The 21085-nt window shown below is 41.8% G+C and carries 16 protein-coding genes; 7 read left to right on the forward strand and 9 right to left on the reverse strand.

Annotated elements, in window-relative coordinates; genetic code table 11:
- Window positions 1-43 precede the first annotated feature (43 nt).
- From C3V44_RS10945 to C3V44_RS12445, 9 genes are all read right to left on the reverse strand, one after another.
- Window positions 44-244, reverse strand: coding sequence for a hypothetical protein (locus tag C3V44_RS10945; protein ID WP_048746587.1), 201 nt, complete (start codon window positions 242-244; stop codon window positions 44-46).
- A 32-nt stretch (window positions 245-276) separates the two neighbouring features.
- Window positions 277-1449 carry a nicotinate phosphoribosyltransferase gene (pncB, locus tag C3V44_RS10950; RefSeq protein ID WP_002673512.1) on the reverse strand — a complete coding sequence of 391 codons (1173 nt, stop codon included), beginning with the start codon at window positions 1447-1449 and terminating at the stop codon, window positions 277-279.
- Between the two features lie 201 nt (window positions 1450-1650).
- Window positions 1651-2844, reverse strand: coding sequence for an aspartate aminotransferase family protein (locus C3V44_RS10955; RefSeq protein WP_106096666.1), 1194 nt, complete (start codon window positions 2842-2844; stop codon window positions 1651-1653).
- Window positions 2845-2874: 30 nt separating this feature from the next.
- On the reverse strand, window positions 2875-5280 hold the full coding sequence (locus C3V44_RS10960) for a DNA translocase FtsK (protein WP_009421908.1): 2406 nt from the start codon (window positions 5278-5280) through the stop codon (window positions 2875-2877).
- Between the two features lie 105 nt (window positions 5281-5385).
- Complete coding sequence (locus tag C3V44_RS10965; protein ID WP_106096481.1) at window positions 5386-7152, reverse strand: ABC transporter ATP-binding protein; 1767 nt, start codon at window positions 7150-7152, stop codon at window positions 5386-5388.
- A gap of 229 nt (window positions 7153-7381) precedes the next feature.
- The gene (locus tag C3V44_RS10970; RefSeq protein WP_106096482.1) at window positions 7382-7861 is read right to left on the reverse strand and encodes a hypothetical protein; all 480 of its coding nucleotides are present in this window, start codon (window positions 7859-7861) and stop codon (window positions 7382-7384) included.
- Between the two features lie 21 nt (window positions 7862-7882).
- Window positions 7883-9760, reverse strand: coding sequence for a RagB/SusD family nutrient uptake outer membrane protein (locus tag C3V44_RS10975; protein ID WP_106096483.1), 1878 nt, complete (start codon window positions 9758-9760; stop codon window positions 7883-7885).
- A 12-nt stretch (window positions 9761-9772) separates the two neighbouring features.
- Complete coding sequence (locus C3V44_RS10980) at window positions 9773-12595, reverse strand: SusC/RagA family TonB-linked outer membrane protein (protein ID WP_254425436.1); 2823 nt, start codon at window positions 12593-12595, stop codon at window positions 9773-9775.
- Window positions 12582-12854, reverse strand: a complete 273-nt coding sequence (locus C3V44_RS12445) for a carboxypeptidase-like regulatory domain-containing protein (RefSeq protein ID WP_254425437.1) — start codon at window positions 12852-12854, stop codon at window positions 12582-12584. Before C3V44_RS12445 ends, C3V44_RS10980 begins: the two co-directional genes overlap by 14 nt.
- Before the next feature lie 904 nt (window positions 12855-13758).
- Here C3V44_RS12445 and C3V44_RS10990 point away from each other — a divergent pair.
- The 7 genes from C3V44_RS10990 (at window position 13759) to rpe (ending at window position 21029) form a co-directional block, all read left to right on the forward strand.
- Window positions 13759-14238 (forward strand): Dps family protein, encoded by a 480-nt coding sequence (locus C3V44_RS10990; protein ID WP_106096484.1) that lies wholly within the window; start codon window positions 13759-13761, stop codon window positions 14236-14238.
- Between the two features lie 144 nt (window positions 14239-14382).
- Window positions 14383-15237, forward strand: coding sequence for a hypothetical protein (locus C3V44_RS10995; protein WP_106096485.1), 855 nt, complete (start codon window positions 14383-14385; stop codon window positions 15235-15237).
- Window positions 15230-17518 carry a DUF5682 family protein gene (locus C3V44_RS11000; protein ID WP_106096486.1) on the forward strand — a complete coding sequence of 763 codons (2289 nt, stop codon included), beginning with the start codon at window positions 15230-15232 and terminating at the stop codon, window positions 17516-17518. Before C3V44_RS10995 ends, C3V44_RS11000 begins: the two co-directional genes overlap by 8 nt.
- A 4-nt stretch (window positions 17519-17522) precedes the next feature.
- Window positions 17523-17996 carry a DinB family protein gene (locus C3V44_RS11005; protein WP_106096487.1) on the forward strand — a complete coding sequence of 158 codons (474 nt, stop codon included), beginning with the start codon at window positions 17523-17525 and terminating at the stop codon, window positions 17994-17996.
- A 119-nt stretch (window positions 17997-18115) separates the two neighbouring features.
- Window positions 18116-18670, forward strand: a complete 555-nt coding sequence (locus C3V44_RS11010; protein WP_009417578.1) for a redoxin domain-containing protein — start codon at window positions 18116-18118, stop codon at window positions 18668-18670.
- 160 nt (window positions 18671-18830) lie between these two features.
- On the forward strand, window positions 18831-20303 hold the full coding sequence (sufB, locus tag C3V44_RS11015) for a Fe-S cluster assembly protein SufB (protein WP_106096488.1): 1473 nt from the start codon (window positions 18831-18833) through the stop codon (window positions 20301-20303).
- Window positions 20304-20378: 75 nt separating this feature from the next.
- Complete coding sequence (rpe, locus tag C3V44_RS11020; protein ID WP_106096489.1) at window positions 20379-21029, forward strand: ribulose-phosphate 3-epimerase; 651 nt, start codon at window positions 20379-20381, stop codon at window positions 21027-21029.
- Window positions 21030-21085: the final 56 nt, after the last annotated feature.

The raw sequence follows: 21085 nt of genomic DNA on the forward strand, positions 1-21085 counted from the left end.
GTTTGTAAATTTGTAAATTGTCCCATTTTAGAGACACGAAACGTCATTCGTCTTCTGGGTTTCTTATTTTCGTCGCTGGGTCTTGAAAATCTTCCTCATTTTTAGAGGGTAGGTTGCGCGAAATGCGATAGATACCTATCATCAGTAGGCTTATGCCTATGATGAGTAACGCTTGGTCGTATTTTGGGAAAAGATAACGCGACAGTGCTACCAATATCCCTAAAATCATTAATATATAATTCATAAATTCGATTTATCAATTTGCTCATTGGTTAATTAGCTAATTGCCAATATTCCTTTTGCGAGTTCAATCATTCTTGGGTCGCCCGTGTGTTTGTTAGGCTCATCTGAAAGTTTTACAGTAGGTACCCACTCGTTATCGCTGGTAAGTACCCCAGTGAGCTTCATCACTATGTTCATCGGACGTAAGCCTACATCATTAGTGAGGTCGGTACCTATCCCAAATGAAATACCTATTTTACCTTTACAAGCTTCGGTGATTGCTTGTACTTTCTTAGGGTTAAGTCCGTCAGAGAAGATAATGTATTTAGAGAGTGGGTCTATACCCATCTTCTTGTAGTGTGCTATTGTCTTTTCGGCAAAGACTATAGGGTCGCCACTATCGTGACGCACACCGTCGAACAACTTGCTGAACTTCTTGTCGAATTGCTTGAAAAACACATCGGTAGTATACGTATCGGATAGAGCTACCCCAAGGTCGCCACGATACACATCTACCCAGTGTTCGAGAGAGAGTGCATTAGCCATTTTGTAGCTGTACTCAGCTGCGTGGAACATAAACCATTCGTGAGCGTGAGTACCTATGGGTTTTACCTTGTATTTCATCGCAAAATGCACGTTGCTAGAACCTATAAAGGTTTGGTTGTAGCCTTCCATTAAAGTGTGCATCACGATGTCGTGCACGTGATACGAATGGCGACGACGGGTACCAAACTCGGCAAATACCACTCCTAATTCTTTGTATAACAGTTCTTTTTCACGAGTATTAGCTATCACCTGCTCGTCTGTCCAAGCGGTCGCTTTGGTGAGTTTATAGAAGAGCTCGCTAATTATAGAAAGTAGGGGCACTTCCCAAAGTATCGTGCGATACCAGTAGCCCTCAACAGTTACCTGCAAGTCGCTACCGTTTTGTTCGATATGTACTTCCGAAGGGTCATAGCGATACCCTTCCAAAAAGTCTAAATACAGCGGACTCAAATAGGGGCAGTTATCTATCAAAAACTGCTTTTCGGCTTTGGTGAGTTTCAGTTTTGCCATATTGTTCACCTCTTCTCTCAAAGCCTCAGCAAAGCCATCGGGGAATTCGTGTTTGCCACGGTTGATAAAAGTGTAACGTGCCTTGTTTTTAGGAAATAACTGCACTACGCCACATTGCATAGTGAATTTGTAAAAGTCGTTGTCTAATAATGAGTTTAGGATTGCAGACATATATTTTCAATTAACAATTTACAATGGATAATTAGTAAGTTCAAAAAACTTATTTTGGGCAAAGATAATAAATAAATTGCAATTATAACCGATTGCTTCCTAATTCTATTCCACCTATTTTTCGTCTTAGCTTCGGTTTAGATTCGCCTTAGGTTCGCTTTAGCTTCGATTAAAAAGGAATTAAATATAGATAGTAATTATTTAGAATGTCTTCTCTACTTGATTCAATGCATCTAAGATAATATCACAGCCTTCTTTTATTTCTTCTTCTGTAAGAGTAAGTGGAGGAGAAAGTCGTACGGCGCGGTGTTCAAACAAGAGCCAATACACAATGAGTCCCCTATCCTGACAGTAATTCACTACAAAATCGGCGATTTCGGCAGTCTTAACGATAACTGCTAACATCAGTCCTTTACCGTTCACGCTTTCAATGAGTGGGTGTTGCAAATACTTGCGGAAGAGTTTTTCTTTCTCTAAGGTTTGAGCCATCAGGTCAGTAGTGAGTAACTGATTGAGAGTTGCCAACGAGGCTGCTGCTATCACGGGGTTGCCTCCAAAGGTAGTGATATGCCCCATTTTAGGACTGTTTGCCAACAGTTGCATACGCTCATACGACGACACGAATGCCCCTACCGGCATACCGCTTGCCATACCCTTGCCTATTGCGATAATATCGGGGGTAAAGCCATAGTTTTGGAAACCAAAAAGCTTGCCGGTACGTCCGAAACCAGGTTGTATTTCATCGATAATAAGGAGAGCACCTACTTCTTCACAACGGCGTTTTACCTTGATAAGATAGTCGTTTTGGGGTTCGATAAATCCTGCTCCTCCTTGGATACTTTCCAAGACTACCCCTGCGGTACGTTCGGTGATTTTGAGGATATCGGCTTCGTTGTTGAACTCTATAAAATCTACATCGGGAATGAGCGGGCGATAAGCGCGTTTGCGTTCTTCATAGCCCATTAGGCTCATCGAACCTTGTGTATTGCCGTGGTAGGCGTTTTTGGCAGCGATGAGTTGAGTTCTTCCCGTAGCGCGTTTGGCTAATTTCACCGAGCCCTCAATAGCTTCCGTACCGGAGTTTACCAAATAGGTAGTATTGAGCTCTGGTGGTAACTGCTCAGCAAGGAGTTTGCAGAAGTCTACCGCGGGCTTTTGTACGTACTCGCCGTATACCATCACGTGCATATAGGTAGCGCACTGCTCTTGTATAGCCTTCACCACCGCAGGGTGACAATGCCCCAAAGTGCAAGCCGATACGCCTGCCACAAAATCTAAATAACGCTTGCCATCGGTAGTATAGATATAACTACCTTCGGCGCGTTCTACCTCCAACAATCGCGGATAAGGTGAAGTGGGGGCTTGATATTTTAAAAAATCTTGTTGTTGATTCATACTTTTGATTCTTAACTTTTTCATTTTTCACTATTGCCCGTCTAATAATCTATCCAAGCTTACAATGTCTTGAATGAGCACTTGTCTTGCCTTACTGCCTTCAAACGGACCTACTACACCTGCGTGTTCTAATTGGTCGATGAGGCGACCCGCGCGGTTGTAACCTAATTTCAGTTTGCGTTGCAAGAGGGAAGCCGAACCTTGTTGCGCATTCACTACCACTTCGGCAGCTTCGCGGAACATAGGGTCACGTTCCGAGGGGTCGAAGTCTAAATCTACACCCTCTCCCTCAGGTCCTACATACTCAGGAAGCAAGTACGCATCGGGGTAAGCACGCTGTGCCCCAATAAAGTCGGTAATGTGTTTTATTTCGGGGGTATCTACAAAAGCACATTGTATACGTACGGGTTCATTTCCTTGCGAGTAAAGCATATCACCTCGTCCAATGAGCTGTTCTGCTCCTGAGCCGTCCAAGATGATTTTAGAGTCTATTTTAGAGCTTACCTTGAAGGCAATACGCGTAGGGAAGTTGGCTTTAATAATACCAGTAATCACATTGGTCGATGGGCGTTGAGTAGCAATAATCAAGTGAATACCAATGGCTCGGGCAAGCTGTGCCAATCGTGCAATAGGAAGTTCTACCTCCTTGCCTGCTGTCATTATCAAGTCGGCAAACTCATCTACCACCAATACGATGTAAGGTAAGAAGCGGTGTCCCTCGTTAGGGTTTAGCTGTCGCGCTTTAAACTTAGCATTATACTCTTTGATGTTGCGCACTTGGGCATTTTTCAGCAGTTCGTAGCGGTTGTCCATCTCTATACAGAGGGAGTTTAGCGTGTTCACCACCTTTTTGTTATCGGTAATAATTGCTTCTTCACTATCGGGCAATTTAGCGAGGAAGTGACGTTCTATACGCTCAAATATCGAGAGTTCTACCTTTTTAGGGTCTACTAACACAAACTTCACTTCGGCTGGGTGCTTCTTGTAGAGTAGCGAACTGAGCACTACATTTATCCCTACCGACTTACCTTGTCCGGTTGCACCCGCCATTAGTAGGTGAGGCATCTTGGTAAGGTCGGCTACAAAAGTTTCGTTGCTAATTGTTTTTCCGAAGGCAATAGGCAGTTCCATTTCGGCGTGTTGGAATCGCGGTGCGGTAATCATTGTGCGCATATACACCATTGTAGGCTTCTTGTTTGGCACTTCAATACCTATCGTACCTTTCCCTGGAATAGGTGCAATAATACGAATACCAAGTGCTGCCAATGAAAGGGCTATGTCGTCTTCTAAGTTCTTGATTTTTGCAATACGTGTCCCCGCTTCGGGTACAATTTCGTAAAGAGTAACGGTAGGACCTATGGTCGCCTTTATCTTCTCTATTTTAATTTTGTAATCGTTCAGCGTTTGTACGATTGTATTCTTGTTTTCCTCCAATTCTTCTTGGTTAATAACAATACCACTGTCTTTGGGGTCGTCTAAGAGGTCGAGTGTAGGAAAACGGTAATCGCTAAGTTCTAACGTTGGGTCATACTCTCCATAGTTCTCTACCAATTGCTTAGCCAGAGCCTCGGGGTCTATTGCCTCTGTTGGCTGAGTAGGCGTTACTGTAAAATCAGGTTGTTCCTCTTCGGGAATATTAGTGATTTCCAAACCTCCCTCTTGTCCATCAAGGCGCGGAATTTCCTTTTTATGAGTAAAAGGGTCTAACTTTTCGTTTTCACCTTGTGGAATGATAAAGTCTAAATCGCCCTCATCAGTAGTAAATTCTATGGAATTAGGTTCTTTTTCTATGCTTTCAAAGCTGTTTTCCTCCTCATCGCCTTGCTCCTGTTCTTCTTCTCCTTCGCGTTTCAGTTTAGAGAATGTATTTTGGAAGAAAGCAACAGCCTTTTCAGTAGTGAGATTTAGTTTGAAAATGCCATAGAGTACCACAATAAGTACCAAAAGGAGTATAGTGCCCAATTTGCCCAAATAGTCTTGTAGAAAATGGTTTAGTTCATAGCCCGAAACACCTGCTAATATGGTAGCTTTCCCTCCCAAAAATCCTAAGGCGGTTGAAGTGAATACCATTAACAGAATCCCCCAGAACCAGCGGTTTAGCAATGGCTTTTTCATATTTAGGATAAGTTTCATCCCTGAGAGAAATAGAAGCCACACAGGAAAGATAACTGCCAATCCAAAACCTTTATATACAAATAACTGCCCCAAATAGGCTCCTATCTTACTGCCTATATTGTCAGCAATTTCTTCCCGATTGCTCAAATCTGCCCATCCACTTTGGTCAGTCTGCCACGAGAAGAAGAATGACGAAAAGGTAAATACCAAATACAGCGATAGCAGTACTAAAAATACGCCAAAAGCCAATTTGCGCTGTTGAGGTTTATTAGTATCCTTCTTCTTCTTTTGTGTTTCTTGTGGTTGTTTCTTTTTAGCCATTTATAGTTAAGCGTTTTTTCAATTAAATTTTATGTAACGTCAGTTCAATTGCCTTTTATCTATTTGATTCTGAACCTCATTTATGCTAATTTCTGAGATGTAGTCTCACTCCTTGTATTTCACTTCTTCCAAAAATTGCACCTCATACAAGTTGCGGTAATAGCCGTTTTCTATTTGCAACAACTCCTCGTGATTGCCTATTTCCACTATCTTCCCTTTGTCTAATACTATTATTCTATCAGCTTTTTTTACGGTGGTAAGGCGGTGTGCAATGATGATGGACGTGCGCCCTTCGGTCATCTTATCGGTAGCCTCTTGTATGAGCTTTTCCGAATGCGAATCTACTGAAGACGTTGCCTCGTCCAAAATAAGAATTTGCGGTTTGTGTACATAGGCGCGCAAGAAAGCTATCAGCTGGCGTTGTCCTGCCGAAAGCATAACCCCACGCTCTTTCACGTTGTAATGATATCCCTCTGGCAAACTCATCAAAAAGTTGTGAACTCCTATGCTCTTAGCAGCCGCAATCACTTCTTCTTCAGTGATAGCAGGATTTTTCAAGGTGATATTGTTGTAAATACTATCGGCAAATAGGAATACGTCTTGCAACACGGTAGCAATGTGCTCTCGTAGCGAACTGAGAGTATACTCCTCAATGTTCACCCCATCGATGTAAATCGCCCCCGAAGTCAAGTCGTAAAAACGGTTTAGCAAATTGGTGATAGTGGTCTTCCCTGCACCCGTTGCCCCTACAATAGCAATGGTTTCGCCTTCTTTTACTTCAAAACTAATGCCGTGCAAGATTTCTTCCCCTGCTACGTATTCAAAACGGACGTCTTCAAACTTAATATTACCTTTCACCTCCTTCAACTCTCTCTCACCTCCGGTTTCAGTATCCGTTTCAGTATCCAAAATAGCAAATACGCGGTCAGAAGCGATAATGCCCATCTGCAAAGTGTTGAACTTATCGGCTATATGCCTAATAGGTCGGAATAACTGTTGTGAAAGCTGTATAAAAAGAAAGATATTCCCTAAGTCGTACACGTTATCTCCTATAATTTGCCGACCGCCAAACCAGACAATCAGCGCAATGGTAATCGATACACACAAGTCGCCAATCGGAAAGAAAATAGAGTTGTACCATATCGTTTTCAGCCACGCCTGTTTGTGTTTCTCGTTTATCTTTTTGAAATTCTCCAATTCTTCACGCTCTTGCGCAAAAAGTTGTAATACTTTAATACCCGAAATGCGCTCTTGTACAAAGGCGTTTAGGTTTGCCACTTGGTGACGTACCTCCACAAAAGCAGCGTTCATTGAACGTTGAAACCAACGCGTAAAGTACAAAATCAGAGGCATCGTAGCATAGCTGATAAGCGCCAATTTCCAATCAATCACAAACATTACAATCGTGATAACAAACATTTTCAGTATATCGCTTGCCATCTCAAAAAGCCCCGAACTGAAAATTTCGCCTATCCGTTCCATATCGTTCACCGCACGCGTTACCAATACCCCTATGGACGATTTGTCAAAATACCGCATCTTAAAGCGCAACAAGTGGGCAAAAAGCTTTTCGCGTACATCGCGTATTACCGTTTGTCCCAGCCAGTTAGAGTAATAAGAAAACAGAAACTGCATCGTTACTTCCGCACATAGCAAAGCTATGAGTATGTACACAATGCGCACTAAACCCTCATAATCCTTGGGAGTGATATAATTGTCAATCGCTACTTTTATCAAGTAAGGTTGTGCGGTCGAAAAGATAGACGATAGCACCGCAAAGAGAGCTACGGCTATAAATACCCCACGATAAGGTTTTACAAAGTGCGACAGCTGACGAAAAGTATGTTTAGTGCGAGATGTTTTTTCTGACATTGTTTTCTTTTAAGGTGGCAAAATTACGAACTAATTCCCAAATCCCCAAATTTAACACTCGTCATTTATTCCCTGTTTCTTCTATCTCACCTCAGTTCTACCTCGTCCCACCAGTTCTCATTTGCTAATTTCTAAATCTGCTAATTAAATTGTCTTTCGTGCTACAACTATATAAAAAAATCGCTACAACCTGTGTAGCGATTTTCCTTATAAAAATTTAATAACCAAGTTACTTAGTAACGTTTGTTACTTCTACTGTCCACTCAGCGGTATTGCCATTAGCTGCCTCAATCTTGTATTTATGTGGGTTTGTCCAGTCTCCTGGGGTACCCAATCGCGGTGCATCGCCTATCGGGAATACACGAGCAGCGGTGGAAACCGATAGAATAACAGTGAGATTAGCTTTGCTTACTTTATCTCTTTCCACAGTCGGGAAATCGCTATTGGCAGCAGGTACTGTTACTTCTATTCTTACAGTTTTATCGGTCTTGTTAATCTCCTTCTTGTTCACTGTTAAATTGATGAATTTCACAATCTTTTGGTTACTTGCCTTCGATATTTCATCGCTGATAAACCGATATTCCACTCTGTCTACATTGGTAACATCATTTTCTTCAAAGGCAGGCAACTCTTCCAAATTGCTTTTCAAACAACTGTTAAAGCCTATCGCTAAGATAGCAAAGAGTGCATATAATATATATCTTTTCATTTTTCTTTCGTTTTTAAGTTATTACCAACCTGGGTTTTGTGCGTCGTTTATACCACTTGCCGAGCGCTGGTCTAAAGTACCTTGTGGGATAGGCATCAAGTAGCGTTTAGTAGTAAAAGTGCGTTCCCACGCCCCGTTGCGGGTAATTTGGGCTACCATAAACTGCTTGCGGTCTTTGGTGATTTGTATTTTGTGCACAGGGGTGTTAAGTGCGTTTATCACTGCTCCTGCTGCAGCTCCGTCATTAGCATCGCCTCCGTATTGTCCCCAGCGCAAGAAACTCCAGTATAGGTCACCTTCGTAAGCCATTTCCACACGGCGTTCTCGTATGTAATCTTTCCAAGCATCGGCTAAGGTGGCTGCTGTCGAAGCAGGTAAGTTTCCGTGGGTTACGCGTGTTCTGTTAAGAGCGGTAACCGCTTGTGCCACATCTCCTTTTAGCAAATAGGCTTCTGCCAAGTTCATATACATTTCACCCAATCGCGCTATTACAAAATGGTAATCTGTATTATTGCTTACGTACACGCGGGGTTCAACTTGCACCACAGCTTTGCGCCAGTAGTACCCCGAAGCGGTAGTATACCAAGAGTCCGATTGCCCTTCACGCACTCCTGCCCATAGGTTACCGCAAATATTGGTTTCCACCTCTTCTTTTAGCCAATTGCTTTGGTCGTATACAACGGTTTGATAGAAACGGGCATCGCGGTGCTGATACATTAGCTTGCTGATGTTAGTCTCTGTGGCACTACTTTTTATCTTCCCGTAACGGGTGATGATATTCCCTTTGGCATTGGTTCCCAAATCGGCAGCCTCAGGTACATTGTGGCGCACGGTGTTTAAAGCGCCTTCAGTAAGCGATGAAATATCTCCGTTTTCCACATTGTTGAGGAACTGTGAAGTTTCATACCAAGGTTTAGCCGTGTGGTCTGCTTGGTCTACCACCAAATATTGGTCTATTAAATCTTGTGTAGGGAAGTAACTTGCCCAACCTTCAAACGAACGTCCTTTGGCATCGGCAAATTCTTTACCGCCTACAAATTTCACTTCGTTATTGTTGATATTCGGTACAACTCTTATCATCTCGTTAAAATTACCTACCGTTGTATTAAGGCTCAAGCGATAATGAGCTAAGATAATCTCCTTGTCATACTTGCCTGCCTCTACAAACATATTGCCGAAGTTTTCGGCCGAAGTAAGGACGTATTTGCCTGAGTTAATCACTGCTTTTGCCGATTCAATAGCGATATCTAAATAATGAGCGTCTTTGGTATAAGCGTAGGCTTGCAAGGCAGCACGGCTTCTAAAAGCGTGAGCTGCGTACTTGTTGGCTCTCCCTGGTGCCGAAGTCTCTGGCATTCCTTGGGTGGCTTTGGTCAAATCGTCCATTATATATTTGTAGCTCTCGGTAGGATTTTTGGTGTAGAGTGTCCTAAAAGCCTCTTTGTCTTTGGTGTTGAGCACCCTTAAAATGGGTACAAAACGTCCTTGCCAGCGTGTTTGGTGGAAAAATAATACCCCTCTTAGCAAATAACCTTCGGCTTTTAACGCTTCAGTAGGAGCTTTCTCTATAATCATATTGCACTCGCGCAAGTTGGCAAAAAAGTCATCAAGTCCTTGTGCCGAACCTGTAAATCTATCAAATCGCTCCACAGGAAACGCATCTAAGTTGTTTAAATCGCTGTGGATACCATTAGGCGTAATACTTTCTGAATAAGCATAACCCGTAAAGTTGGTAATAGTGCCGTTATAAGAGTTGATTACAAACGACTCAGCCGACTCTTTACTGCCCCAAACCGTCTCGTCGTCATAACTCTCAAATGGTTTGGTATCAAGTTCATTACAAGCAGTGAGCCCTGTTAGAACTACCGCTATACTGATATATTCGATATATTTTTTCATATACTCTTGTTTTTATAGTGCGACATTTAAACCTAATGAAAACATTCGCTCATTAGGATATCCAAAGAAATCACTGTTCACTATTTCAGGATCCATACCGTACTTAGTGGCTTCCGAAATAGTAAATACATTTTGTCCGCTAAGGGTAAGCTTCATAGCGTATATCCACTTGTAGTCCTTCAAAGCGGCTTTCTTCAAATCATAAGAAATTGAAAAGTCTTTCAATCGCAAATAAGCCCCATTGATGAGCCAATGGTCACTACTTGCCACGTTATTATTGCCGTTTACTGAATGCGAGGATACTAATCGTGGAAACTTAGCTCCTGTATTGTCGGGGCGCCAGTAATCCAATTGGAACTCGTAGAAAGGCGTAGTACCCGCATTGGCACTTTGCCCCAAAATAGTACTACCTAAATAAATATCAAAACGTGTAGCCCCTTGTAAAAGCACATTAAACGAAAAAGCTTTATAGCTCACTCCTAAATTGATTCCATAGTTAGCTCGTGGGAAACCGTTTTTACCGATACGTGCAAAATCAGCTCCATCAATCTTACCGTCTCCGTTGAAGTCTTCGTATTTGATGTCTCCTCCTGTTAAGTGATGTGAGTTCACGCGCTTAGGATTGTTGTACACATCGTTAGCGTCTTGGTAATACCCCAAGGTGCGATAACCTGTACCGTAGTAACCTACTTGTTGAGTGGTACGCAAATACGGGTTTTTACGGTTTTCCAAGCTCTCATCAGGGTTATTAGCCCACAATTGGTCAAAGAAAGTAGTGTTCACCGAAATACTGTATTTCAGTTCGCCTATGTTGTCTTTCCAACCCAATTGCACTTCGTAACCCGCACGGCGGTGTTCTTTGTTAGAGAGTACTTTAGGTAACGACTTTCCAAGAGGGGCGGTATACCCTACTTCCAATGGGTCTGGTGCGGTAAGATAACCAGTAGTTTTGTAGAAAAAGTAGTCAAACGAACCGTACAAGCGATTGCTGAGCGACTCAAAATCAAAACCTATGTCGGTTTGTTTGGTGGTATACCACGTAATATCGGACGAAGGAATATCGCCTTCCGAAAAACCTTGATAAAACTTGCCGTCAATCACATAGCTTGTATTATTCAGGTTATAAGAGGGCAAATAAGCAAAACGCCCTACACCACTGTCCAAACCCACTTCTCCATAAGAACCGCGTAGTTTAAGCAAGTCGAAAATATGGCGCTCTTTAAGTGTTTTCATAAACACCTCATCCGAGAGTATCCAGCCGAATGAACCTGAGAAGAAGGTACCCCAACGCCTATCCTTAGGAAAGAGGTCTGACGCATCGTGGCGCATACTGCCTTCCACAAAATAGCGTTTGGCATAATTGTATTTCACTTGTCCCACAACACCAGCTCTACCGTTTTCGCTCTCTCCACCGCCTCCGTCCATACCTTCTTTAGGTCCTGGATTAAATTGGTCGATAGGAAAATTGTAGTTAATTCGCTTATGCCATAGGTTATTGTTAAAACCATAAGAGGCTTCATAACCCGCAAGTGCTGAAATGCCGTGCTTATTAAAATCCTTAACGTACTCAGCAAAAGCTTGATAAGTATACGTATATGCATTGCCAACCGATTTGTTGAGTTGCGGTTTGGCTACAGCTGCGGGCGTAGTGCTATCCCAGTCGTACTGTTTAGCATCTTTACGCCAAGACTTATCTTCTGAGCTCATATAACGATAGTTGAAGTTACCTCTCACTTTCAAACCGCTTACCCAAGGCAATGCCCATTGCAAGCCTATCTGTCCGTTAATATGTTTGTAGTTTTGGCGTGAATACCCTGCATCTCTCGAAGTCTCGGCTACAGGGTTATCGGTAGTGTTTACATAAGGAAGTCCGTATTTATTCACCGCAGGAGTCAGCGGATTGTGGTTTACCAAGGTATGGCTAAACACTTGGTAATAGCCACTTGCAGTCGATGAATAAGGGTGTTCGTTTTCTTTTAAATAACCGTCGATAGAAGTATTACCCGAAAGTCCCGTACCGGGTATGTCGAACTCTTGGTTCACACGGAAGTTAATCGTCTCCATATGGTGCGTACCACTGCGGTAGAGTGAACCCTTATGCAAATAACCTAACGAAGCCAAATACTTGTTGTGTTCTTTACCTCCTGTTATTTGCAAATTGTGCCGATATTGCTGTGCAAATTCTTTTAAGATAAGTTTTTGCCAATCGGTATTGGGGTAATTCAGCTGGTCGCTACCGTCTAAAATCTTTTGCAATTTGTCATCGGTATAGGTAATGGGCAAATTGTCGTTCTGTTTAGCGATATTGTTTTGCACCGCCCACTGATAGGCATCTAAGCGTTTAGGAAGAAACGAAGGTTGTGAAATGGTTACAGAGTGATTGTACTCAATGGTAGTAATTCCCTCTTTACCACGCATAGTGGTCACTTGCAAAATACCATTAGCAGCACGCGCTCCATACACCGCCGTTGCCGAAGCGTCTTTCAATACCGAAATAGATGCGATGTCCTCGGGAAGCAGATTTACAAAATCGTCGTAATCGCGTATAATGCCATCAATTACTACCAATGGTGTACCTCCCCCGCGAATAGAAATCGTACTGCGGTTGTCAAGCCCAGCCGAGCCTTTCACTATTAACCCTGGTGAACGCCCTGCCAATCCTTGCGTGATATTAGTTACAGGAATTTCTTTTAACTCCTCTGTCTTAACAGAAGATACTGCAGAAACAAGAGATCTTTTAGTAGATGTGGTATAACCTACCACCACCACATCGCCCAACTCTTGTACTTGAGATTTTAGTAAAGTGTTGATTGTAAGGGATTTACCCCCCCCCATTTACGGCTACTTTCTTAGTCTGTGTTTCGTAACCTACTGAACTAAACTCCAATACAGCATTATTAGGTACATCAATGCTGTAATTACCGTCAAAGTCCGTTGCTACCCCGTGAGTAGTCCCTTTTATCAGTACACTTACTCCAGGCAGTGGACTTTTATGCTCATCGGTAACAACACCGGTTACCTTTATTTGAGCCCTACCTACTTGTGTACAGAAGACCAGCACAAGCAGTAACAAACAATAAATGCATTTGTTCATATAACAAGAAAAATTTTGGTTAACTAAATCAGGAAAATTTCAACGCTACAAAAGTATAACACTTTTTTAACACGTACAAGTTTTTTACCAAATATTTTTACGAAAACTTTCTCTATTCTTTCTTTATTATTCATTTATAAGCAATTATACGAACGCTTTTCTTCTTATTTATCTAAAAACAACCACTACCAAAAATCCTTTTTCCCGCCGCTATACCCCCATCTTAGATTCGTCTTACCATCACCTCATCGACGAGGTTTTCACCACATTACCCTCGACTTTCCCGTCGCTATATTCCCCCTTTGAAGGTAGCCAGCCACAGCTGGATATGTGCCCCGCGAGAACGGAATATTTGTAAAGGGAGATATTTTTCACCTCATTACCTCCGTCATTCGTCATTCGTTCCTCGTCATTCCTTCCCTTTTCCGTCATACTCCCCCTAGTGCCTATGGCCTAAGGCCTATTGCCTCTTCCTCTTTCTTTCGCCTCGAAACCCCGTTTTTAACATTTTTAGCCTTGTTGTATTATATTATGAATCAACTATTTATACACCCTTTCTATACCAATCGTCCAAGATTCGTATAAGCTTCCTATAAGCTCTCTATAAGCTCTCTATAAGCTACCCCCACCCTTCTCATAGTCTTTTTTCATCAAAATTCCTCTTAACTCACTTCTGATATCTTTCGTTTTTCTCCGCCTCCATTTACTAATCTGCTAATTTTCTCATTTTCTAATTCTCTCATTCTCTCATTCCCTCATTCCCTCATTCTCTCATTTTCTCATTTTCTAATTCTCCACTATTAATTACCATTATTTTAAAATTAAAAAAATCTATAAATCCAGTACCTCTTCTTTGCAAAAAAACTGCTATCTTTGCACCGTAGAATTTTTAAAATAACAAATTATGAGTTTAAATATCTTAGGGCTTGATAAAGCCAAAGTAGAAAAAGAAATCGGCTTGCTAAATGTACTGCTTGCCAATTATCAAACGTATTATCAAAACTTGCGCGGTGTACACTGGAACGTAAAAGGAAAACGCTTCTTTGAACTACACGTGAAGTTCGAAGAACTTTATAATACCGCACAAGAACAAGTCGACGAAATAGCTGAGCGTATTCTTACCCTCGGTGGCGTGCCTTTTCACACTCTCGAAAGCTATGTAAAGCACACTTCTGTTCCCGTAGGCGAAAACATTTTCGACGATGATAAAACCGTACGCCTGATAATCAATACCATTAGCACTTTATTACCTTTGGAAAGAGAATTGTTAGACTTCTCTGACGAAATAGGCGATGAAGGTACTAATAATCTAATGAGCGACTTTGTAACCGAACAAGAGAAAACCGTTTGGATGCTCAAAGCCTACCTCAATGAAGTAATTTAATACTGAATTTTGATTAAACGAGGAAGAGGAATTGACTAAAAATAATCAATTCCTCTTTCTTTTTTTGCCAATTCATAATTAATCCCTACCTTTGCACAACTCATAACTCTTAATTGATAACTCATAACTTTTAACTCATAACTAATGAAATATCTAATCACATCTATCCTATTCATCGCAACCACTATCCTCACCGCTCAACACAAAGCCCCTACCGATTGGGAACTCTCAGGACTCAAAGGAAAAGTGAAAAGTCAGCGCAGTATCCCTTATGAGGTAGTTACCCAAGGAAAAACATTCGTAAAAGGAGCTATCGACCGCGATTTGGATACAGTAGTCAAGATAGGTAACCTCGACAATATTCAAAAAGATTTCAACCCCAATGGATATCTCACTCAAATGCGTTTTTTCTTCAAAAACGGTGAGTTGTACAGTCGTATGGAATACTATTATAATCCGCAAGGGCAACTGTTTGAAACCCGTTACAATTCCGATAAAACCCTTTATGTCTACAACCCCGAAGGCTATCTTATCAAAGATGCGACCTACTCACCTGGGGGCTTCTTAAAAACACATTATAACTATCAAGTAGATACCAATGGGAAAGTGCTAAAAGAGGAAACTTATCACGCCAATCAGTTAGAGTCTACCATAGCTTATACTTACAACAAACAAGGCGACCCTGTCGAGATGCGCTACTACGATGCTCAGGGCAATCTGTTGCAAAGGGTAGAAAGCAAGTTCAATAAACAGCATTTAGCCGAACGCAATCGCACTTACGACAAAGACAATAAGTTGGTGAATATTACGACCAAAAAGTACAATAGTCAAGGAGATTGTATCAAACTACAAGCAGAAAATAAACTACCTCAAAAACAGAAGAATGTAGCGACTTACGAGTATAAATACGATAATCGAGGTAATTGGATTGCCAAAACGACTTTCATCAACGGTGAACCCCGACAAATTATAGAACGCACCCTCAGTTATTATGAATAACATTCACTTTTTCGGTGTAAGGCATCTGTCGCCTTCGGCAGCCTATCATTTAATTGCCTTCTTAGAGGAAAACAACCCCAAGTGTATTCTCATCGAAGGTCCTGCCGATGCTACCCCTCTGATGTCTCAAATAGCGCAAAAAGGGGTAAAACCTCCTATTGCTATGCTGGGCTATACTACCGAATTGCCTATCGAAACAGTGCTCTATCCATTTGCGTCTTATTCTCCCGAATATCAAGCAATATGTTGGGGAGTGAAGAAGAAGGTAACACTTCGTTTCATCGATTTGCCTTCGGAGAATATGCTGAAATTGAAGCAGGAGCAACGCACTGAGGAAGAAGCCGAAAAAGCCAAAGATTTTTATCTCTACCACAATACCCTCTACAAGCAAATAGCCGAAGAGGGGGGCGAAACCGACTATGAAGATTATTGGGAACGCCATTTTGAACACAATCTCAATCCTGATGCTTTTGCACCCACACTTGCCTTACAATCGGGTGAAATGCGCCAAATGGTCATAGATAAAGAATATGAAGACGCGCCTTTCGATTTCTCGTATAATCTCATTCGTGAGGCATATATGAAACGTGAGATTGCTAAGGCTTGCACCGAGTTCAAACCCGAAGAAATAGTAGTAATTGTAGGGGCTTACCACTTATCAGGTATCCAAAACAGCCTACCTGCAATGACTGATGACGAGCTTAAAAAGCTCCCCAAAGCTACCTCTCAACTCACCCTGATGCCTTATTCCTATTTGCGTCTCAGCAGTCGTACGGGGTACGGAGCGGGCAATACAGCTCCTTATTACTTTGAACTGATGTGGCAAGCGATGCACGAAAACACCCTCAATCAGCTCTCAGCTGTCTATCTTACTAAAGTAGCCAAAATCTTGCGTGCTCAAGGGCAAAATGCCTCTTCTGCTAGCGTAATTGAAGCGGTGCGTCTTGCCAATGTGCTTTCGGCTATGAAAGGCGGTACTTACCCTGTGTTGCAAGACCTCCACGATGCAGTGGTTACTTGTTTTGGTGGGGGAGACCTTGCTGTGGTAGCCGAAGCTATCAATAAGGTAGATATCGGTACGGCTATTGGGGCATTACCCGAAGGGGTGAGCCAGACGCCCGTACAAGAGGATATGAACCAAGAGCTGAAACGCTTAAAGCTCACCAACTACAAATCGGCGGTAGCGCAAGACCTCACCCTCGACCTGCGTGAGAACTTAAAGGTAAAGACCAAAGAAGCTGCTTTTATAGACCTGAATCGCTCTACATTCCTTCATCGCTTGGAAGTGTTGGACATTCACTTTGCCACCCAACAGCACGTACAGCAGGATAAAGCCTCGTGGGCAGAGAAATGGGTGTTACAGTGGAGTCCTGAGGTCGAAATAGAAATTGTAGAAGCTAACCTTAAAGGTGAAACGCTTGAAATAGCCACAGCTTTTGTACTCAAAGAACAGCTCAACGAAAGCACTGACCTTTCGGTGGTGGCTAAAATTATTAGGCAGGCTTGCGAATGTCAGCTTACGCATATTTTTAGCAATGCGCTCAGCACCTTGCAACGCCTTTTGGTAGATAGTAATAGTTTTGCTGAAACTGCCTTTGCTGCACACGAGCTCTCGGTGCTTATACAGTACGGCGACCTGCGTCAGTTCAATCTCGAACCGCTGAAACCTATCTTGCAACAGCTTTTCCTCCGTGCTTCGTTATTACTGATAGATGCTTCATCTTGTGATGACAAAGCCTCTAAGCAAATTGTAGAAGCTATCAATACTATGGAGTTCATAGCCGAACAGCAATACGAATTGGTAGATACCGAAACGTGGCAAAAAGAACTCACTCACCTTGCGTGGCGCGATGATGTGAACACCAAGCTCTCGGGGGTAGCCTTTGCTATATTGTTAGAGCACAATTTAGCTACTGAAGAACAATGTGGAAAAGAAGTGTCTCGTCGTCTTTCAGCAGGTGTCCCCGCCGATTTAGGAGCCTCGTGGTTTGAAGGCTTTTCTGGAAGAAATAGATACGCATTGTTATCGCGTACGATTATATGGCAAGAGTTAGACAACTATGTACGCCAATTAGATGAAGAGCAGTTTATGCGCTCGGTAGTGTTCTTGCGCCGTGCTTTTTCCGATTTTGAGCCCAACCAAAAGAACAGTATTGCTGAACTTTTAGGAGACCTTTGGGGTACTGGTAAAGAAGCTACTGCCGAACTCTTGCAAGAAGTGCTTACGGAAGAAGAGAATACTAAATTAGACGAACTCAACGACTTTGATTTTGATTTTTAAATATATGAAAGAAGTATTTACTTTATACCGAAAATTGCGTGAGCGACAACTCAAATTGCTCAATAGCTTTACCCCCGAAGAATTGGCAATCATTCCTGCGGGCTTTAAAAACAATATCTTGTGGAATCTCGCTCACTGCGTGGTTACCCAGCAAAATTATTGCTATGCCAATAGCGACCTGCCTACCTACCTCACCCCTGAGTTTGTAGAGCGTTATCGCAAAGGCACCATTCCTGATGAGCATATCCCTACTTCTGCCGAGATAGAGGAACTAAAAGACCTTCTCATCAGCACTGTAAATTGGCTCGAAACTGATTATCAAAAAGGAATTTTTAAGCACTATAATCATTATGTAACGGGCATAGAGTACGAACTCAATACTATTGAAGAAGCTATTTACTTCAATATTTCACACGAGGGAGTACATTTGGGAAGTGTATTAGCTTTAAAATGTGCAATTACAGGAAGTAAAAAGTAATTGATTATAAATTAAATAGATGAGTAACACGAAAAGCTATTTGATTTCTGATATTGAAGTAAGTTTCCCAATTAGAAAAAAAGTATTACCTTTGCAATCGCTATCAATAAAATTAGTTTATGAAAAAACGTACCATACTCAACCTACTACTTATTCTTTTTGTGCTCTCTTTCTTTGTAACTCCTTTGGGGTACGAAAGTAAGATATTACTACAGCGTGTCTTTGCCGGCTCGGTAGATATTATTCCCGCTGATAAAGCTCGTAAAATAGACTTCGATTGGCAACTAAAAGACCGCAATAATGTACAGTTTAACTACTCCCAAACCGAAGGTAAGAAACCATCATTTGTATACTTCTTCTCTTCTTGGCGTGAAATCAGTGTAGCCGACCTTTATGCAGTCGAAAAACTCTACGATGCTTATAAGGATAAAGTGGATTTTTACATCATCACCAATGAGCTCCCTGAGCCAGTAGATGAAATGATGCAAAAGCGCAATTTTCATTTCAAAGTTACCTACCTCATTATCGAAGCTCCTAAAAAGCCTTTTGACCCCGATAAGATTCCTGCAGGTTACATAGTAGATAAAAACGGTTATGTACGCGCTCAGAAAGACGGCATTGCACGCTGGAATAGTGATGCAGTACATCAGTTGTTAGACAGTCTTACCCAATAGCTTAACTATAGGCAAACTCTATCTCTCAAACAAAATAATTATAAAGATAGTATTTTAGATTCAATTTAAAGTACTATCTTTGCGCTTTGTAAAATCGCATCTCGGTATAAATAAGAGGAGTTTTTACCTCTTATCTCTTACCTCTTATCTAAAAGGAATTATGGCTAAATATACAGAAGAAGAACTTAAAGAAGAATTAGAAAACAGCGAATACAAATACGGCTTTTATACAGATATCGAATCAGAAACTTTTCCTAAAGGGCTCAACGAGGAAGTGGTAATAGCCCTTTCTAAAAAGAAAAACGAACCCCAGTGGATGACCGATTGGCGTTTAGAAGCTTTCCGTGCGTGGCAAGCGATGGAAGAGCCTCCTCATTGGGCGAACCTCAAGTTTGAAACTCCCGACTTTCAAGATATTGCTTATTATTCTGCTCCTAAACAGAAACCTAAACTTAACAGCCTTGATGAGGTAGACCCTCAGCTATTGGAAACTTTCCAAAAACTCGGTATCTCTCTTGAAGAACAAAAACGCCTTGCGGGAGTAGAAGATGAAAAACCTGCCGTAGCAATGGACGTAGTAATGGACTCAGTTTCAGTAGCAACTACTTTTCAAAAAACATTAGCAGAACGAGGCATTATCTTCTGTTCTATCTCCGAAGCGATACAAAAACACCCTGACTTGGTGCGTAAGTACCTTGGTACCGTCGTACCTAAAACCGATAATTTCTACGCAGCTCTTAACTCAGCGGTCTTTTCTGATGGGTCTTTTTGCTATGTACCCAAAGGGGTGCGTTGCCCTATGGAGCTTTCTACTTATTTCCGTATCAATCAAGCAGGAACAGGACAGTTTGAGCGAACCCTCCTCATTGTTGATGAAGGCGCTTACGTCTCTTACCTCGAAGGTTGTACGGCGCCCAAACGTGACGAAAATCAATTGCACGCTGCTGTGGTAGAACTTATAGCTATGGATAATGGCGAAATTAAATATTCTACCGTTCAAAACTGGTTTCCTGGTGATAAAGACGGTAAAGGCGGTGTATATAACTTCGTTACCAAGCGCGCTTTGGCTGAGAAAAATGCTAAAATATCGTGGACACAAGTAGAAACAGGCTCTGCTATTACTTGGAAATACCCTTCAGTAGTGCTCAAAGGGGATAATTCTATAGGCGAATTTTACTCAATTGCGGTTACTAACCACTTCCAACAAGCCGATACAGGTACTAAGATGATACACTTAGGCAATAACACCAAATCTACAATTATCTCTAAGGGTATTTCGGCAGGAAAATCACAAAATAGCTACCGTGGATTGGTGAAAGTAGTGCCTAATGCTAAAAATGCACGCAATTTCTCTCAATGCGACTCCCTGTTGATGGGTAACCTCTGTGGAGCGCACACTTTTCCTTATATAGAAGCTAAAAACCCTACTGCTCAAATAGAACACGAAGCTACTACCTCTAAGATTGGTGAAGACCAGATTTTCTACTGCAATCAGCGGGGTATTGATACCGAGAAAGCGATTTCACTTATCGTAAATGGCTTTGGCAAGGAAGTGCTTAACAAATTGCCAATGGAGTTTGCTGTTGAAGCTCAAAAACTCTTAGAGATTTCACTAGAGGGCAGTGTTGGCTAATGACGATGGTATACTAAAAATTGCTTTTGCTTCATAAAATAAATCACTAAACATTAATCATTAAACATTAAAAATATGATTCTCGCTCCTTCATTATTAGCTGCCGATTTCGGCAACCTGCAACAAGCTATTGGAATGGTAAACACCAGCGAAGCCGATTGGTTTCATATCGATATTATGGACGGTGTTTTTGTGCCTAATATCTCTTATGGTATGCCCGTGCTTTCAGTGATTCACAAACACGCTACTAAGCCGTTAGATGTTCACTTGATGATTATTGACCCCGACCGCTATATTAGCACTTTTGCTAAGCTCGGTAGTGATATTCTTACTGTGCATTACGAGGCGTGTACACACCTGCACCGCACTTTGCAAGCTATTAAGGCAGAAGGAATGAAAGCAGGGGTAGCCCTCAATCCGCATACACCTGTCGCTTTGTTAGAAGATGTTATTCAAGATATAGACGTACTCTTGCTGATGAGTGTGAACCCTGGATTCGGTGGACAGTCATTTATTGAAAATACTTATAAGAAAGTGCGTCAAGCTAAAGCACTTATTGAACAAGTAGGGGCACACGCACTTATAGAAATAGATGGTGGAGTGAGTTTAAAGAATGCCAAAGCACTTGTAGAGGCAGGTGCTGATGCCTTAGTAGCAGGCAGTTTTATCTTCAATGCTACTAACCCTACCCAAACGATTGCGGAATTAAAAAAATCAGTATTATAAATATCAATCAAGGATTAAATAACTTATTGATTATAAACCTCCCCCAGCCCCCTCCA

Origin of the sequence: Capnocytophaga sp. oral taxon 864 (assembly GCF_002998835.1) — a bacterium.
Classification (GTDB): Bacteria; Bacteroidota; Bacteroidia; order Flavobacteriales; family Flavobacteriaceae; genus Capnocytophaga; species Capnocytophaga ochracea.

Bases quoted from the DNA above. Each gene is read 5' to 3' on its own strand.
- rpe (WP_106096489.1), top strand. From the start codon at position 20,379: ATGATTCTCGCTCCTTCATTATTAGCTGCCGATTTCGGCAACCTGCAA.
- C3V44_RS10990 (WP_106096484.1), top strand. From the start codon at position 13,759: ATGAGTTTAAATATCTTAGGGCTTGATAAAGCCAAAGTAGAAAAAGAA.
- C3V44_RS10955 (WP_106096666.1), bottom strand. From the start codon at position 2,844: ATGAATCAACAACAAGATTTTTTAAAATATCAAGCCCCCACTTCACCT.
- C3V44_RS10975 (WP_106096483.1), bottom strand. From the start codon at position 9,760: ATGAAAAAATATATCGAATATATCAGTATAGCGGTAGTTCTAACAGGG.
- C3V44_RS11000 (WP_106096486.1), top strand. From the start codon at position 15,230: ATGAATAACATTCACTTTTTCGGTGTAAGGCATCTGTCGCCTTCGGCA.
- pncB (WP_002673512.1), bottom strand. From the start codon at position 1,449: ATGTCTGCAATCCTAAACTCATTATTAGACAACGACTTTTACAAATTC.
- C3V44_RS10980 (WP_254425436.1), bottom strand. From the start codon at position 12,595: ATGGGGGGGGGTAAATCCCTTACAATCAACACTTTACTAAAATCTCAA.
- sufB (WP_106096488.1), top strand. From the start codon at position 18,831: ATGGCTAAATATACAGAAGAAGAACTTAAAGAAGAATTAGAAAACAGC.
- C3V44_RS10945 (WP_048746587.1), bottom strand. From the start codon at position 244: ATGAATTATATATTAATGATTTTAGGGATATTGGTAGCACTGTCGCGT.
- C3V44_RS10960 (WP_009421908.1), bottom strand. From the start codon at position 5,280: ATGGCTAAAAAGAAACAACCACAAGAAACACAAAAGAAGAAGAAGGAT.
- C3V44_RS12445 (WP_254425437.1), bottom strand. From the start codon at position 12,854: ATGAACAAATGCATTTATTGTTTGTTACTGCTTGTGCTGGTCTTCTGT.
- C3V44_RS11005 (WP_106096487.1), top strand. From the start codon at position 17,523: ATGAAAGAAGTATTTACTTTATACCGAAAATTGCGTGAGCGACAACTC.
- C3V44_RS11010 (WP_009417578.1), top strand. From the start codon at position 18,116: ATGAAAAAACGTACCATACTCAACCTACTACTTATTCTTTTTGTGCTC.
- C3V44_RS10995 (WP_106096485.1), top strand. From the start codon at position 14,383: ATGAAATATCTAATCACATCTATCCTATTCATCGCAACCACTATCCTC.
- C3V44_RS10970 (WP_106096482.1), bottom strand. From the start codon at position 7,861: ATGAAAAGATATATATTATATGCACTCTTTGCTATCTTAGCGATAGGC.
- C3V44_RS10965 (WP_106096481.1), bottom strand. From the start codon at position 7,152: ATGTCAGAAAAAACATCTCGCACTAAACATACTTTTCGTCAGCTGTCG.